Genomic DNA, 14,470 nt, shown 5'->3' on the forward strand with positions numbered 1-14,470 from the left:
CCTCAGCCGAGCTGGGACAGCACCTGGGCCGAGATCAGCTCCAGGTGGTCCAGGTCGTCGAGGTCGAGCAGTTGGAGGTAGACGCGGGAGCTGCCGACGGCCGCGTAGGCGCCGATCTTCTCCACGACCTCGGCCGGGGAGCCGGCCAGGCCGTTGGCCTTGAGCTCGTCCACGTCCCGGCCGATGGCGGCGGCCCGGCGGGCGACCTCGGCGTCGTCCTTGCCGACGCACACCACGAGGGCATTGGAGTAGACGAGGTCGTCGGCGCCCCGCCCGGCCTCCTCGGCGGCCCGGCGCACCCGGCCGAACTGCCGCTCGCTGTCCGCGATCGACGCGAACGGCATGTTGAACTCGTCCGCGTACCGGGCGGCGAGGCGCGGGGTGCGCTTCGCGCCGTGGCCGCCGATGAGCACCGGCACCTTCGCCTGGGCCGGCTTGGGCAGCGCGGGGGACTTCTCCACCCGGTAGTGGGTGCCGGCGTAGTCGAACGTGGCTCCGGGCTCGGTGGCCCACAGGCCGGTGACGATGGCCAGCTGCTCCTCCAGCCGGGCCATCCGCTCCGCCGGGAAGGGGATGCCGTACGCCTTGTGCTCCTCCTCGAACCAGCCCGCGCCCAGGCCCAGTTCGATCCGGCCTCCGGACATCTGGTCGACCTGGGCCACCTGGATGGCGAGCACACCGGGCAGCCGGAAGGTGCCGGCCGTCATCAGCGTGCCCAGCCGGATCCGCCGCGTCTCCCGGGCCAGGCCCGCGAGGGTGATCCAGGCATCGGTGGGCCCGGGCAGGCCGTCCGCCGAGCCCATCCGCAGATAGTGGTCGGACCGGAAGAACGCGTCGAAGCCCAGGTCCTCGGTGGCCTTGGCGACGGTCAGGAGGGTGTCGTAGCTGGCGCCCTGCTGGGGTTCGGTGAAAATACGGAGATCCATACCTCCCATCCTGCCTCCCCGGGCCATCTCCGGCAGGCGGCCCCGTCCCACCCCGGCAGGGTGAATCTGCGTCAACCCGGTGGTCCGCCCCGCGTCCGGCCAGTGACCAGCCCGGACGGGGATCGTTGGCTCGGACGGAGCCGGACCGCCCGGCCCGCGCGCCGGCGGCCCATCGCCGGTGCGCCCACCGCCCCCTTCCGTCGTGGAAGGGCCAGGGCCGAGGAGGCCGCCATGTCCCACGAGGCCGTGCCGGAGACCCGCCAACAGAACGGACAGACCGGACAGGCAGCACACGACCACGCACGTCAGGAGCCCGCGACGGCCGCCCAGGGCGGCGCACCGAAGGGCCTGCTGCAGCAGATGGAAGAGCTGATGGCTGCGCTGAACGCCGACCTGTCGCAGCTCGACGCCGACCTCCAGTCCTCCACGGACCGCGCCCCCGGCACGCCTCCGGCCCCGGGCGGCCGTGCCCCCGAGAGCGAGCGCCCGTCCCACCGGTCTTACTGACCGTGCGGGTCCCGTCGCGCGCGGCGGGACCCGAGGCCCAAGACCCCGATCCGCCGCCGCTCCGCCGCCCCGCCGTTCTCCCGCTCCCCTCAGGCCACGCCCGAGGCGGATCCCCGTTCGCGCACCGCCAGGCGCCGCAGGACGGCCCGGACCCGGTCGCTCGATTCGTCGGCCGCGTCGATGGACTCTATGCACTGCCAGTACAGGCCTTCGTCGTCCGTCGCGCAGGCCACCCCGACCAGGGCTATCCCCACTTCGCCGAGCAACGCCTGCAGTCCGAGCAGAGCCTGGCGGACATCCGCCACCTCCGTCAGCTGCGCCGCTCTCGGCGGATAGTCGGGCGCGCTGCCCTCGCCGCGCAGGGCGGCTCTGTCGAGCACCCCGCAGCCTCTGCCCCCTGCTTCACCCAGTCCCCGTGCCTCCGATCTCAGCTCCGGCGGCCCGGTGACCGCCAGCCAGCTCCCTATCCCCTGCGCGAGCGCCTGGGCCTGCCAGGCCTCGCCCACGATGTCCATCGCCGCCCCGCTCTGTGCCAGCGCGTGCCGGCCGGCCGCGATGAGCCGTACCGCATCCATATGCCGTCCCCCGTCCGCACGACATCCACCGTTCTCACCACTACCCAGAGTGAGGGCAATGCGCCAGTAAAGCCAGGGGTATTCGGAAATCTATGGACACAAACATGGTTGTGGACGACGCCATCACTCCGAAGAGTGACAATTCGATGTCGGAGGCCCCGTCACCGGGAAGCGGAGCTCGTTCCTCTCGATCTTCGCGGCGAGCGCATCCAGCACATCCACCCCGAGAACCTCACAGAATTGCAGCAGATACGCCAGCACGTCGGCCACCTCATCGGCCACGCGGTGCGCGGTTTCCGGCTTCTCCATGACCTCCGCCGACTGTTCCGGGGTCAGCCACTGGAAGATTTCGACCAGTTCGGAAGCCTCCACGCTCAGCGCCACGGCCAGGTTCTTGGGCGTGTGGTACGGCTCCCAGCCGCGCGCCGCGGCGAACTCGGCCAGCCGCCGCTGCAGTTGGTGCAGCCGCTCTTCGGAGTGCTCTGTGTCGTGGGTATCGCTCATGGCCCCAGGTCTACCACCGTGACCCCCGGGGTCACACGGGCCGCCGCGGCCGCCTCCTCCCCCACGGCGGCGAGCAGGCGGACATGACCGCGGCCGCAGCACAGCAGGGCCAGCCGCAGCAGCTCGGCGCTCTGCCGCCGGTCCAGGCCGCGGTCGAAGCCGTCGGCGAGGACGGTCAGGGCCTGCCGGGCGGAGAGCAGTTCGGCGGCCGGGTCCATGGCCAGCACTCCCGGGCCGGTCAGCAGGACCAGCGCCAGCGCGAGGAAGCGGAGCTCGCCCGCGCCGAGCCGGCCCAGTTCGGTGGCGGGCCCGGCGGAGCCGCGGTCCAGCAGCGCCGTGACCGGGCCGTGCGCGGGAGCCCGTACGTCCAGGCCCTCCACCGGGCCCGAACAGCCGGTCCGCGCCGCCGCGGCCAGCAGTGCATGGCGGGTGCCGCACTCGTGGCGGGTCCGGCGCAGGACGTCGGCCAGGTTGGCGCAGTCGCCGAGCAGCCTGCCCGCACCCGGCGGGACGGGGGCCCGCATCCGCTCGGGCCGCGGGTCGCAGGGGAACACCGAGCGCAGGGCCACCACCACCTGCTCGGCGGCGGCGAGGACCTGCCGCTGGCCGGCCGTGGCGCCGGCCACGCGCAGCGGGAGCAGGGCGGTGCCGAGCCGGTCGTCGGGCAGCGGGGCCCGGGTGACGCCGACGGCCCCGCCCGTCAGCCAGGAGGCCTGTACGGAGCGCCGGCCGGGGTCGCGCAGGGCGGTGCTGAGCAGGATCTGCCCGTCCACCGAGAGCCGTTCGCCGACGATCCGCAGTACGGGCTCGGCCTGGACGGCGAGGTCGAGGCGGACGGGCCCGGCCGGGCCGTCGACGGTGCAGCCGATGCGGAAGCCGCGCCGCCCCTCGCCGTCGGGCAGGGCCCGGTCGGGGATCCGGGCCCGCGGGTCGGGAAAGGCCTCCTCGAGGGTGGCGCCGGCTCCGAGCCCGGCCAGGGCCTCGTAGGCGGCCAGGACCTGGGACTTGCCGCTGCCGCTGGGCCCGGTCAGGAAGGTCACGGGCCCGAGCGGGAAGACGGCCCCGCGGTGCGCCCCGAAGGCGGAGAGCCGCAACTCGGTGACGGCGGGCCGGTGGTGCACGACGGGCCGCGCGGCCACCTCGGCGGGGCGGGGCGGCAGGTCACGACCGGACGGCGAGACGGCGTCGGGCAGCGAGGTGCCGGGCGGCACGGGGTCCTCGACCGGTGGAGCATCGTGAACCGGCGGGCCGGCAGGGGTGTCGGATAACGCGGCGGGCGCAGAGGCCTCCGCCGCGTCCAAGGTGGCGTCCATGCGCCGGACGGTACGGCCCGCCGGACCCCCGGTGGGCTCGGCGAACCGTTCCGCCCCGGCGACCTTCCTACGATCGGGGGACGGCGGCGGCCGCGATCCCCTCGACCTCGGTCCCGACGGGCGCCAGCAGGAAGACGTTCCGGTCGACCCGGTGCATCCCGCTGCCCAGTCCGAAGACCACGCCGCTGCTGAAGTCGAGGATCCGCTTGGCCACTTCGCTGTCCGCGCCGGTGAGGTCGAGCAGCACCGGGATCTGCGCGATCAGGTACTCGGCCACCTCCCGGGCGTCGGCGAAGATCTGGACCCGGATCACGACGAAGCGCCGCTGCTCCGCCGCGGCAGCTCCCGGCGCCGTGGGGATCGTGCGGTGGTCCACCCGGGAGGGCCACTCGTTGCGACTGCGCAGGGGGACCACCTGCGCGAGCCCCTCCCACTGTTCGTCCGTGACGTCGTACCTGCTCACCGGGCCGCCTCGGCCGTGCGCTTCATGTGCATCCCGCCATCCTCTCGCGTTTCACCCGTTCAGCCCAACAACGACACGAGCGACGCGGGGTACTCCCACAAAAGCGAATAGGTTAGGTTAGGCAAACCTAAGTCACTCGCCCAGGACGATGGAGAGTTCCGCATGCGCATGTCCGGTGCTGCCCCCGCCACCCCGGCCGCCGGCCGGCCCACCGACGCCGAGCGGGTCCGCTCGATCCTGGTCGCCGCCCACTCCATGACCGTCGTCATCGACGGGCTGCGCAGCGAGGTCCGCCACCTCGACGGGTCCGACCCGATGGGCCGGCTGCACCTGCACCCCGCCGAGCCCGGCGGCGACGGCGAGCACCGGCCGTCGATCCGGCTGGAGTTCACCGACATCGCCCCCACCCCCGTACGGGACCGGGTGCGCGCCCGCGTCACGGTCCTCGGCCGGCTGCTCTCGCCCTACACGGACGCAGGCGCCGGCTCCACCTGCATGGAATTCGGCCGCGCCGTCCTCGAGACCGCGGAGGGCCATGCGTACGTCGGCCTCGAAGAGCTCGACGCGGCCCGCCCCGACCCCCTCGCGCCGTTCGAGGGCGGGATGCTCACGCACCTCCTCGACGACCACGCCGAACTCGTCACCCTCCTGCTGCGACTGGTCCGGCCGCTGCCCGCCGGCGCGGTCTCGCGCGTACTGCCGCTCGCCATGGACCGGTACGGGATCACCCTGCGCCTGGAGCAGCGGCGCGGACACCACGACGTGCGGCTGCCGTTCCCCTCGCCGCTCGACGACGTCGAGCAGTCAGGGGTGCAGATCCAGGCCCTGTTCAGCGCGGCCCGGCGCAGCTCGCACCGCAACATCCTGCCCGCGTGAGGAATACGCCCCTGCGGGCCTCCGTTGGGGACGATCATGAAGGCAATCACGTACAGCGCATACGGAACTTCCGAGAACCTCACGCTCGTTGACGTACCGCAGCCCAAGGTCGGCCCGGGCGAGGTGCTGGTCCGGGTCAAGGCCGCCGGCGTAAACCCGGTGGACTGGAAGCTCGCCGCCGGATATCTCGACCCGATCCTCGAGGTCCGCCACCCGGTCATACCCGGCTGGGACGTGGCCGGAGTCGTCGAGGCGGTCGGCCCCGACACCTTCGACCACGCCGTCGGCGACGAGGTCTACGGGTACGTCCGCAAGGAGTGGGTCGAGCTCGGCACCTACGCCGAACTGGTCTCGGCCCCTGTCCGGACGCTGGCCCGCAAGCCGCGCGGGCTGACCTTCGAGCAGGCCGCGGGCATCCCGCTGGCCGGCCTCACCGCGTACCAGTCCCTCGTCCGCGTGGGCCTGGAGGCCGGCGAGACCGTCGTCGTCCACTCCGCGGCCGGCGGCACCGGCTCGCTCGGCGTGCAGATCGCCGTCGCGCTCGGCCTGCGCGTCATCGGCACGGCCGGCGCGCACAACCACGACTACCTGCGCTCACTCGGCGCCGAGCCCGTCCTCTACGGGGAGGGCATGGCGGACCGGATCCGTGCGCTGGCCCCCGAAGGCATCGATGCGGGGCTGGACTTCTTCGGGGACGGCGCCGTCGAGATCCTCCAGTCGCTCGTCAAGGAGCGCAGCCGGGTGGTCTCCATCGCCGACTACGAGGCCGCGGCCAAGGGTGCGCACCAGCTGTGGGTGCGCCCGGACACCGCCGACCTGACGTTCCTCGGGGAACTGGCCGATGCGGGGAAGCTCACGGTCAACGTGGAGCACGCGCTGCCGCTCGCCGAGGCGGCGAAGGCCTGGGAACTCAGCGCGGCGGGCCGCACGCGCGGCAAGATCGTCCTGACGGTCTGACGCCCCGGCACCCAGCACCGGCACCGGCACCGGCACCCGGCGGAACGCGTGGGTGTGCCCCCCGGAACACCGGGCTCCGGGGGCACACCCGCGTTCAGGAGGTGATCGGCGGCGCCGTCGGGCCCAGCGGCGGGCCGATCGCCCGCAGCGCCCCGGGCGTGCGCCCCTCCCCCCAGCCGATCTCGCGCCGGTAGCTGCCGAGCAGCCCCCTGCGCACCAGCCCCGCCTCGTCCCGTACGGCCGTCTCCTCCGGCATGGGCCGGGTCAGCGGCGCCACGAACAGCGCGTCCACCGGGCAGTTGGCTTCGCACAGGAAGCAGGTCTGGCAGTCCTCCTGGCGCGCGAGCAGCGGAATCCCCTCGGGGCCCCGTTCGAACACATCGGTGGGACAGACCTCCACGCACTTGTCGCAGGCGATGCAGCGCTGCGCCGAGACCAGTTCGATCACGCCCTCACCCCGGCCTTCGGGGCCGGCCTGGTCCACACCCGGTCCAGGCCGCCCACCAGGATCCGGTGGTGCAGCCGGGGGTCCTGGTCCGGATGGTCGAGGCGCCTGGCCATCCCGCGGGTCTCCGGGCGGGCCAGCGCGGCCGCGTACATCCATCGCGCGTGCGCCGTCATCGCCGCCGCCTGCCGGGCCTTGACCAGGTCCGCGCCCTCTCCGTGCAGCCCCGCCCGCAGCTCGGCCCAGCCCGCGTCGAGCGCCCGCAGCGACGCGGCCAGCCGGTCACCGCGGCGCAGGTAGTTCTTGTCGTACGGGAGGACCTCCTGCTGTACGAGTTCCACGGCCGCCCGGTGGCCGGCGGCCGCGGCCGGACGTCCCGTCGGGCGCAGCCCCGCTCCGCCCGCTCCGGTGACGGGCCGACAGGCCGCTCGGCCCGAGCCGAGGGAGCGGGCGTGGGCGGCGGCGCCGGCTCCCGCCCAGCTGCCCGAGGAGATCGCCCAGGCCGCGTTGTGGCTGCCGCCTCCGGTGAAACCCCCGCAGATCTCCTCGCGGGTGGCGGCGTCCCCTGCGGCGTACAGGCCGGGCACGCCGGTGGCGCAGTCGTCGCCGGTGATCCGGATGCCGCCGGTGCCGCGCACGGTGCCCTCGGCCAGCAGCGTCACCGCGAAGCGGTCGGTGAACGGGTCGATGCCGAGCCGGTCGAAGGTGAGGAAGAAGTTGGGCTGCGCGCGGCGCATCGCGGTCCGCGCCGCGTCGTCGGCGCGGTCGAGGCGCGCGTACACCTTGGCGCCGTCGAGGAGCGTGCGGGCGATGACCGAGCGGCCGCCCTGGCTGGCTGCGCCCTCCAGCACACTGCCGTCCTCCTGGTAGAAGGTGGCGAAGGAGTAGAACGCGGTCTTCGTGACCGAGGTGCCCTCGGGGGCGATGCCGTAGGCGTTGGAGAACTCCATGCCGGAGAGCTCCGCGCCCGCCTCGGCGGCGAAGAGGGTGCCGTCGCCGGTGTTGGTGTTGGTGCCGAGCGCCCCGCTGAGGAAGGCGCAGCCGCCGGTGGCGAGCACGACCGCCCCGGCCCGGACGCGGTAGTGCTCGCGGGCCTGGCGGCGGTAGCCGGCGGCCCCCGCGACCGCGCCGTCCGCGTCGGTGAGGAGCTCGGTGACCGGGCTGTGGTCGAGGATGCGGACTCCGGCGCGGCGGATCCGGATGCGCATCCGCCGCATGTACTCGGGGCCCTGGAGGCCGCCCCGGAGCGGCCGCCCGTCGGGGCCGGTGGGGAACGGGTACCGGCCGTCGGTGGCCAGCTCGTTCATCCGCGCGTACGTCTCGTCGAGGACCCGGGCCATCCAGCGCCGGTCGGCGAGGTACCCGCCGAGGCCTTCGCGGCTCGCCATGGCGGCCTCGCGGGCGGCGGGTTCGGGGGGTACGTACCAGACACCGGTGCCGCCGGCGGCCGTCGCACCGCTCGTACCGCAGTAGCCCTTGTCGGCGAGGACGACACGGACCCCGGCCCGGGCCGCCCCGAGGGCGGCCCAGGCGGCGGCCGGTCCGCCGCCGACGACGAGGACGTCGGTGGCGAGGTCCGTCACGGTCACGAGACGGCCGCCGCATACCGGTTCGCCGGGCGCGGGAGGCCGTAGTTCTCGCGCAGGGTCGTGCCGGTGTACTCCGTACGGAACAGGCCGCGCTCCTGGAGGATCGGCACGACGTGGTCGACGAACGCGGTCAGCCCGGTCGGAAGGACGGGCGCCATGATGTTGAAGCCGTCGGCGGCGCCCTGGGTGAACCACTCCTCCAGCTGGTCGGCGATCTGCTCGGGCGTGCCGGCGAAGACGCGGTGGCCGCGGCCGGCGCCGAGGCGGGCGATCAGCTCGCGCAGGGTGAGGCCGTCGCGGCGGGCCAGTTCGGCGACGAGGGTGAAGCGGCTCTTGTTGCCGTTGATGTCCCGCTCCTCGGGGAGCTCGGGCAGCGGGCCGTCGAGGGGATGGCCGGTGAGGTCGGTACCGAGCATGCCGGAGAGCTGGGCGAGCCCGTACTCCGGCACCTGGAGGTCGGTGAGCTCCTGTTCCAGGGCCTTCGCCTCGGCCTCGGTGGAGCCGATGACGGGCGCGATGCCGGGGAGGACGAGCAGGTCGGATCCGGTGCGGCCGTACTTGGCGAGGCGTGACTTGAGGTCCTTGTAGAAGGTCTGCCCGTCGGCGAGGGTCTGCTGGGCGGTGAAGACGGCCTCGGCGTACTGGGCGGCGAACTCCTTGCCGTCCTCGGAGGACCCGGCCTGCACGAGGAGCGGGTGGCCCTGCGGGGAGCGGGGCACGTTGAGCGGGCCGGCCACGCCGAAGTACGTGCCGCGGTGGGCGGCGGGGTGGAGCTTGTCGGTGTCGGCGTAGATGCCGTGTTCCTTGTCGAGGACGATCGCGTCGTCCTCCCAGCTGTCCCAGAGCTTGGTGGCGACCTCGAGGAACTCGCGGGCGCGGTCGTAGCGGAGGCTGTGCTCGAGGTGCTCGTCCTGGCCGAAGTTGCGGGCCTCGTCGACGGTGCCGGAGGTGACGATGTTCCAGCCGGCACGGCCGTTGCTGATGTGGTCGAGGGAGGCGAACTTGCGGGCGAGGTGGAACGGCTCGTTGAAGGTGGTGGAGACGGTGGCGATGAGCCCGATGTGCTCGGTGACGGCGGCGATGGCGGAGAGCAGGGTGAGCGGCTCGAACCCGCCGAGGGCGTTGTAGCGGGCCTTGCCCCAGAGGGCGAGCCCGTCGGCGAAGAAGATCGAGTCGAGCCGCCCGCGCTCGGCGGTCCGCGCCAGCTCCTGGAAGTACCGCAGGTCGGTGACCCGTTCGGGGCTGCTGCCGGGGTGCCGCCAGGCGGCGTCGTGGTGCCCGGCGTTCATGAGGAAGGCGTTGAGGTGGAGGGTCCGGGGTGCGGTCATGATGGTGTTCCTCGGGTGGGAGAGACGGGTGTCAGGCGGGGACGCGCCAGAGGCTGAGGCGGCGTTCGACGCTGACGAGGAGCTGGTTGAAGGCCACGCCGATGGCGGAGATGGTGACGATGCCCGCGTACATCTGCGGGATCGCGAAGTTGAACTGCGAGGCGTTGATCAGATAGCCGAGACCCGCCTTGGCCCCGATCATCTCGGCGGCCACGAGGACCAGGATCGAGACGGCGCCGGCCAGCCGGATACCGGTGAAGATCGCCGGTACGGAGGCCGGGAGGATCACCTTCTGGAACAGCCTCGGCGTGGACAGGTCCATGGACCGGGCCAGTCGCACCAGCGTCGGGTCGGCGTTGCCGACGGCACTGATGGTGTTCAGCAGGATCGGCCAGACGCAGGCGTAGACGACGATGGAGACCTTCGAGGTCTCGCCGATGCCGAGCAGCAGGACGAACACGGGCAGCAGCGCGAGGGCCGCTGTGTTGCGGAACACCTCCAGCAGCGGGCCGAGCAGCACCGCGACGGGGCGGTACCAGCCGATCAGCAGACCGAGCGGGACCGCGACGACGACGGCGATGCCGAAGCCGCCGAAGGAGCGGACCAGGCTGGCCTGGGTGTGCTCGGCGAGCTGTCCGTTGCCCGCCAGTTCCCACCACGCCACCGCGACCTCGCTGACCGGCGGGAGGAAGGTGGAGTCCACCAGTCCGAGCCGGGGCGCCGCCTCCCAGACCGCGAGCAGGGCGAGGATCGCCGCCGAACGCAGTGCCGCCGCGCGCAGCCACCGGGCGAGGGCGCGCAGGGCGGGCGGGCCGGCCGGAGCCGGGGCGGGGGCCGCGGGGGCGGGTTCCCGCACCGGTGCGGCTTCCCGTACGGGCGCAGGCGCCGGGGTGGGCACCCCGCCCGCTCGGACGGCTTCCGCCTCGGCCGCGGTGGTCTTCGTATCGGCTGCGGTGCTCATACGGTGGCCTCCTCCTTCTCCAGTTGCTGGGCGCGGGCCACCTCGTCGTGGAGCAGGGTCCAGATCTCGTGGCGGTAGCGGGCGAATTCCGGGCTGGAGCGCAGCTCCTCCCCGCCGGCGCCGGTGGCCCGGTCGCCGAAGGAGACGGGGACGGCCTCCTTGATCCGGCCGGGGCGGGAGGTCATCACGGCCACCCGCTGCCCGAGGTACACGGCCTCCTCGATGCCGTGCGTGATGAACACGACGGTCTTGCCGGTGCGCTGCCAGATGCGGCGCAGCTCGTCCTGGAGGGATTCGCGGGTCTGCGCGTCGAGCGCCGCGAACGGCTCGTCCATGAGCAGTACGTCCGGGTCGTACGCGAGCGAGCGGGCGATCGCGACCCGCTGGCGCATGCCGCCGGACAGTTCGTGCGGGTGGCGGTCCTCGAAGCCGGTGAGGCCGACGAGGTCCAGGAACTCCCGGGCCCGCTCCGTGCGTTCACGCCGGGGAACGCCCGTCGCCTCCAGCCCGAACTCGATGTTGCCGAGCGCGGTGCGCCAGGGCAGCAGCGCGTACTGCTGGAAGACGATGCCCCGGTCCAGGCCGGGTCCGGTGACCGGCTCCCCGTCGAGGAGGATCCGGCCGGAGGTGGGCCGGGTCAGGCCCCCCAGCAGGTCGAGGAGGGTGGACTTGCCGCAGCCGCTGGGGCCGACGACCACCACGAACTCCCCGGCCCCGATCTCCAGGTCCACGCCGTCGAGGGCGGTGAAACTCCCCTCCCCGGGGGCCCCGGCCTTCCTGCCCTTGGCCTGCTTCCTCGGGAAGGTCTTCGTCACGGACTCGAACACGATCTTCGCCATGGTGCTCAGCCCTTCCCCTGGTCGTTGAACTCGTTCGTGTACAGGTCGGCGGGCTTCAGCAGGCCCTTCTTGACCTCGCCGCGCTCACCGAGCCAGTCGATCCACAGCTGGAACTCCTTGTCGGCGATCCGGCCGCCGGTCTCCGCCACCCCGTACGAGCGCCAGTACTGGAGGGTGGAGGTGTCCTCGTTGCGGCCGCGCTTCTTGACGATCTCGGTCATCCGGGCGATGACCTCCTCGCGCGGGGTGTTCCGGGACCACTCGATGGCCTTGGCGACACCGGTCGTGAAGGTCCGTACGGTGTCGGGGTTCTCCTTGATGAACCGCCGGGTCATCACGTACGACCCGGCGCTGAAGGCGCCCAGCAGCTCGAAGTCCTTGAACAGCGGGCGTATGCCCCCGGAGGCGAGGGCCTTGTCGCGCAGGACTCCGCTGAGCACGCCGACCTCGATCTGCTTCTGGCGCAGCGCCTGTTCGGTGTTGACGGGCGGGACCACGAGGGACTCGACCTTGGCCGCCTCGGCCTTGGAGAGGCCGTTGCGCTCCAGGTAGATCTCCAGCAGCGCCTGGGCGTGGGCGCCCAGCGTGTTCATGCCGACCTTCTTGCCGATCAGGTCGCGGGGCGAGCGGATCGGGCTGTCCTCCAGGACGTAGTAGCCGAGGTAGGTGTCCTTGTCGGAGCCGTAGTAGGAGATGACGGACTGGATCTGGGCCTTGCTCGCGGCGAGTTTGACGATCGCGCCGTTGAAGGCCCCGCCGAAGTGGGTCTGGCCGGTGGCGGCGGACTGGATGTCCTGGGGGCCGCTGATGGTGTTGCCGACCCAGTCCAGGGTCAGGCCGCCCAGGTAGCCGAGGTCCGCGGCCAGCTCGGGGAGCAGGACCGCGCCGACGGACCCCTGGTACTTGAGGGTCGTGACCTGCTTGGCGGATCCGCCGGTGGCGGTGGCCGTGCCGCAGCTCACCGCGGCCGCCGAGATGCCGAGCAGGGTGAGGAACTGGCGTCGGGAGGTGGAGGTGGAGGCGAGGGCTGCGGGCATGGAGGGGGTCCTTGTCGGGATTCGGTGGTTTCGGGGCCGCTACGGGGCGGTGGTGGCGAGGGGGGCTGCGGAGGCCCGGGCGTCCAGCGCCCCGGCGAACTCGTCGACGGCCTGGAAGAGGTCCAGCTCGGCCTCGGGCCGCAGCCGGTCGGGGCCGGTACCGCGCTCCACGGACGAGTCCAGGACGAACCGGCCGGCGGTGACGTGCCGGGCGCCGAGGGCGGCGAGTACCGGGCGCAGGGCGTAGTCGAGGGTCAGGACATGGGCGAGGCTGCCGCCGGTGGCGATCGGCAGAACCGTTTTTCCGGCCAGCCCGTCCTGCGGGAGCAGGTCGAGGAAGGCCTTGAGCAGGCCGGTGTAGGAGGCCTTGTAGACCGGGGTCGCGACGATGATCCCGTCGGCCGCGGCGACCGCTTCGAGGGCCCGGCGGATCTCCGGCTCGCCGCGGCGGGCGGAGAGGAGGTCGGCGGCGGGGAGCTCCCGTACGGCGAGGTGGGCGGTGTCGTACCCGGCGTGGGCCAGCCGGCGCAGCACGTGGTCGGCGACGACGGCGGTACGGGAGTGCGGGGAGGGGCTGCCGGAGAGGGCGAGCAGGGTGGGCACGGGGCCTCCTTGGGGTGTCGTACGGGCGGGGCGGGTCAGGCGGTGGCGGAGGCGCCCGACGGGATGCCGAAGGACGGGTCGGGGACGGTCTCCGGGCTGATCAGGCGGGACGGGACCCCGTCCGGGCCGACCGGGACGTCGCCGTCGACCGTCACGCGGCGCAGGGTGCGCTCGTGGTCGTCGGAGTCGTCGACGCCGTAGTGCTGGGTGGCCCGGTTGTCCCAGATCGCGACGTCGCCGGCCCGCCACTGCCGGCGGACGGTGTTCTCCGGGCGCTCGATGTGCGACTGGAAGAGGTCGACCAGCGCACGGGAGTCCTGACCGGTCAGACCCTCGATCCGCTGGACGAAGTTGCCGAGGAGCAGGGTGCGTTCGCCCGTCTCGGGGTGGACGCGGACGACGGGGTGCTCGGTGCGGAACTTCGTGGACGTGAACACCTCGCGGTACTGGACGAGGGCCTCGGGGAGCGCGTCGGGCTTGAGGGCTGCGTAGTCGTACTCGTTGGTGTGCACGGCGCGCAGGCCGTCGGCGAGGCTGCGCAGTGGCTCGGGGAGGTTCGCGTAGGCGGTGGCGGTGTTGGCCCAGAGGGTGTCGCCGCCGTACGGGGGGACCGTGACGGCACGGAGGATGGAGAAGGCGGGGTAGGCGGGGACGAAGGTGACGTCGGTGTGCCACTGGTTGGCGCGGGCGCCGTGGTGGGAGTCGATGCCGAGGGCGTAACGGCCGTCGGCGGAGGGCACGGTGGGGTGGGCGACGGGCGTGCCGAGGAGCCGGGCGAAGGCTTCGTGGCCGGCCTCGTCGAGGTGGTGCTGGTCGCGGAAGAAGACGACCTTGTGGGCGAGGAGCGCGGCACGGATCTCGGCGACGACATCGTCACCGAGCTCCCCGCCGAGCTGCACACCCCCGATCTCGGCACCGATCCGCCCGCCGATCCGGGTGACGGTGAGCTGGGTACGGGTGGCAGTGCTCATGGGAACTCCCTTGGGTTGGTTTCCGCAGTGGAGGAACGGGGCGCACGGACGAACCTGTTGACCGGGGCCGCTTGACCGGAGGCAGGGGCCGGGTCGGCACCTGAAGCCGGTGAGCGGGAGGCCGGATCAGCTGTGGGCTGGGGGGCCGGACCGGGCCGCCGGCCGGTGGGCCGGGGCCTTGCGGACGGGAGGCTGGTCGCCGGGGCCGACGGACCGGAGGCCGGTGGGCCGCGGCCGGCCGGACCGGACGTACGTGGATCAGGGCCGAAGCCCACCGGCGCGAGGGCGGAGGGGCCGGAGCGGAGCCGGGCGGTTCCGGGCCGGGTGGCCGACGGCCGGTTCGGCGGAAGGCCGAACGGTCACCGGTCGGGGCCCGGGGCGGCGCTTAAGCGCGGCGCGGGGCCGGACAGCGGCCCGGACACGAACCCGGCGCGGTACAGGAGCCGGGGGTGTGGAGCCGCGGGGCGGGAAGCTCGAACGCGGACATGGCTCGGAGACTGTCAGCGGCCCGAGTACGGGTCAAGCCCCGCCCGGCACGCCGTAACGGCCCCCGCCAGAAGCTCCCACCCACCGCGG

At 73.2% G+C, this 14,470-nt stretch carries 16 protein-coding genes; 3 read left to right on the plus strand and 13 right to left on the minus strand.

Annotated elements, in window-relative coordinates; translation table 11 throughout:
* Positions 1-2 precede the first annotated feature (2 nt).
* A complete protein-coding gene (locus tag AB5J51_RS11770) occupies positions 3-926 on the minus strand; it encodes an LLM class F420-dependent oxidoreductase (protein WP_133896626.1) in 924 nt (307 codons plus the stop codon).
* A gap of 231 nt (positions 927-1,157) precedes the next feature.
* On the opposite strand from AB5J51_RS11770, the gene AB5J51_RS11775 reads away from it, so the two are divergent.
* Complete coding sequence (locus AB5J51_RS11775; protein ID WP_136222987.1) at positions 1,158-1,433, plus strand: hypothetical protein; 276 nt, start codon at positions 1,158-1,160, stop codon at positions 1,431-1,433.
* 89 nt (positions 1,434-1,522) lie between these two features.
* Here the strand turns inward: AB5J51_RS11775 and AB5J51_RS11780 are convergent, their stop codons facing one another.
* The 4 genes from AB5J51_RS11780 to AB5J51_RS11795 all read right to left on the minus strand — a co-directional run bounded on the left by AB5J51_RS11780 (position 1,523) and on the right by AB5J51_RS11795 (position 4,288).
* On the minus strand, positions 1,523-2,008 hold the full coding sequence (locus AB5J51_RS11780) for a DUF6099 family protein (protein ID WP_053788447.1): 486 nt from the start codon (positions 2,006-2,008) through the stop codon (positions 1,523-1,525).
* A gap of 123 nt (positions 2,009-2,131) precedes the next feature.
* Complete coding sequence (locus tag AB5J51_RS11785) at positions 2,132-2,512, minus strand: nucleotide pyrophosphohydrolase (protein ID WP_053788448.1); 381 nt, start codon at positions 2,510-2,512, stop codon at positions 2,132-2,134.
* Positions 2,509-3,825: an ATP-binding protein gene (locus AB5J51_RS11790; RefSeq protein WP_369777658.1), complete on the minus strand. Its 1,317-nt coding sequence runs from the start codon at positions 3,823-3,825 to the stop codon at positions 2,509-2,511. Before AB5J51_RS11790 ends, AB5J51_RS11785 begins: the two co-directional genes overlap by 4 nt.
* 67 nt (positions 3,826-3,892) lie before the next feature.
* On the minus strand, positions 3,893-4,288 hold the full coding sequence (locus AB5J51_RS11795; protein WP_030293940.1) for a cell division protein SepF: 396 nt from the start codon (positions 4,286-4,288) through the stop codon (positions 3,893-3,895).
* Between the two features lie 162 nt (positions 4,289-4,450).
* On the opposite strand from AB5J51_RS11795, the gene AB5J51_RS11800 reads away from it, so the two are divergent.
* Both AB5J51_RS11800 and AB5J51_RS11805 read left to right on the plus strand, forming a co-directional pair.
* Complete coding sequence (locus tag AB5J51_RS11800) at positions 4,451-5,164, plus strand: DUF2470 domain-containing protein (RefSeq protein ID WP_369777660.1); 714 nt, start codon at positions 4,451-4,453, stop codon at positions 5,162-5,164.
* A 36-nt stretch (positions 5,165-5,200) separates the two neighbouring features.
* Positions 5,201-6,121, plus strand: a complete 921-nt coding sequence (locus tag AB5J51_RS11805; protein WP_369777661.1) for an NADP-dependent oxidoreductase — start codon at positions 5,201-5,203, stop codon at positions 6,119-6,121.
* 94 nt (positions 6,122-6,215) lie between these two features.
* Here the strand turns inward: AB5J51_RS11805 and AB5J51_RS11810 are convergent, their stop codons facing one another.
* From AB5J51_RS11810 to AB5J51_RS11845, 8 genes are read right to left on the minus strand one after another with little or no spacing between them, the layout of a single operon-like run.
* A complete protein-coding gene (locus tag AB5J51_RS11810; RefSeq protein WP_053788525.1) occupies positions 6,216-6,569 on the minus strand; it encodes a ferredoxin family protein in 354 nt (117 codons plus the stop codon).
* The gene (locus tag AB5J51_RS11815; protein WP_369777662.1) at positions 6,566-8,155 is read right to left on the minus strand and encodes an FAD-binding protein; all 1,590 of its coding nucleotides are present in this window, start codon (positions 8,153-8,155) and stop codon (positions 6,566-6,568) included. Before AB5J51_RS11815 ends, AB5J51_RS11810 begins: the two co-directional genes overlap by 4 nt.
* Entirely contained in the window at positions 8,152-9,483 is a 1,332-nt protein-coding gene (locus AB5J51_RS11820; RefSeq protein ID WP_369777664.1) for an LLM class flavin-dependent oxidoreductase, read from the minus strand. Before AB5J51_RS11820 ends, AB5J51_RS11815 begins: the two co-directional genes overlap by 4 nt.
* Before the next feature lie 31 nt (positions 9,484-9,514).
* Entirely contained in the window at positions 9,515-10,444 is a 930-nt protein-coding gene (locus AB5J51_RS11825) for an ABC transporter permease (protein WP_369777665.1), read from the minus strand.
* Positions 10,441-11,283 (minus strand): ABC transporter ATP-binding protein, encoded by an 843-nt coding sequence (locus AB5J51_RS11830; protein WP_053788454.1) that lies wholly within the window; start codon positions 11,281-11,283, stop codon positions 10,441-10,443. Before AB5J51_RS11830 ends, AB5J51_RS11825 begins: the two co-directional genes overlap by 4 nt.
* Positions 11,284-11,288: 5 nt before the next feature.
* The gene (locus AB5J51_RS11835) at positions 11,289-12,320 is read right to left on the minus strand and encodes an ABC transporter substrate-binding protein (protein WP_369777666.1); all 1,032 of its coding nucleotides are present in this window, start codon (positions 12,318-12,320) and stop codon (positions 11,289-11,291) included.
* Between the two features lie 39 nt (positions 12,321-12,359).
* Positions 12,360-12,923 (minus strand): NADPH-dependent FMN reductase, encoded by a 564-nt coding sequence (ssuE, locus tag AB5J51_RS11840; protein ID WP_369777668.1) that lies wholly within the window; start codon positions 12,921-12,923, stop codon positions 12,360-12,362.
* A gap of 35 nt (positions 12,924-12,958) precedes the next feature.
* The gene (locus AB5J51_RS11845; protein ID WP_369777669.1) at positions 12,959-13,894 is read right to left on the minus strand and encodes a TauD/TfdA dioxygenase family protein; all 936 of its coding nucleotides are present in this window, start codon (positions 13,892-13,894) and stop codon (positions 12,959-12,961) included.
* Positions 13,895-14,470: the final 576 nt, after the last annotated feature.

It is taken from the genome of Streptomyces sp. R33, from assembly GCF_041200175.1.
GTDB classification, from domain to species: domain Bacteria; phylum Actinomycetota; class Actinomycetes; order Streptomycetales; family Streptomycetaceae; genus Streptomyces; species Streptomyces katrae_B.

Bases quoted from the DNA above. Each gene is read 5' to 3' on its own strand.
- AB5J51_RS11770 (WP_133896626.1), bottom strand. From the start codon at position 926: ATGGATCTCCGTATTTTCACCGAACCCCAGCAGGGCGCCAGCTACGAC.
- AB5J51_RS11775 (WP_136222987.1), top strand. From the start codon at position 1,158: ATGTCCCACGAGGCCGTGCCGGAGACCCGCCAACAGAACGGACAGACC.
- AB5J51_RS11780 (WP_053788447.1), bottom strand. From the start codon at position 2,008: ATGGATGCGGTACGGCTCATCGCGGCCGGCCGGCACGCGCTGGCACAG.
- AB5J51_RS11785 (WP_053788448.1), bottom strand. From the start codon at position 2,512: ATGAGCGATACCCACGACACAGAGCACTCCGAAGAGCGGCTGCACCAA.
- AB5J51_RS11790 (WP_369777658.1), bottom strand. From the start codon at position 3,825: ATGGACGCCACCTTGGACGCGGCGGAGGCCTCTGCGCCCGCCGCGTTA.
- AB5J51_RS11800 (WP_369777660.1), top strand. From the start codon at position 4,451: ATGCGCATGTCCGGTGCTGCCCCCGCCACCCCGGCCGCCGGCCGGCCC.
- AB5J51_RS11805 (WP_369777661.1), top strand. From the start codon at position 5,201: ATGAAGGCAATCACGTACAGCGCATACGGAACTTCCGAGAACCTCACG.
- AB5J51_RS11820 (WP_369777664.1), bottom strand. From the start codon at position 9,483: ATGACCGCACCCCGGACCCTCCACCTCAACGCCTTCCTCATGAACGCC.
- AB5J51_RS11825 (WP_369777665.1), bottom strand. From the start codon at position 10,444: ATGAGCACCGCAGCCGATACGAAGACCACCGCGGCCGAGGCGGAAGCC.
- AB5J51_RS11830 (WP_053788454.1), bottom strand. From the start codon at position 11,283: ATGGCGAAGATCGTGTTCGAGTCCGTGACGAAGACCTTCCCGAGGAAG.
- AB5J51_RS11835 (WP_369777666.1), bottom strand. From the start codon at position 12,320: ATGCCCGCAGCCCTCGCCTCCACCTCCACCTCCCGACGCCAGTTCCTC.
- AB5J51_RS11845 (WP_369777669.1), bottom strand. From the start codon at position 13,894: ATGAGCACTGCCACCCGTACCCAGCTCACCGTCACCCGGATCGGCGGG.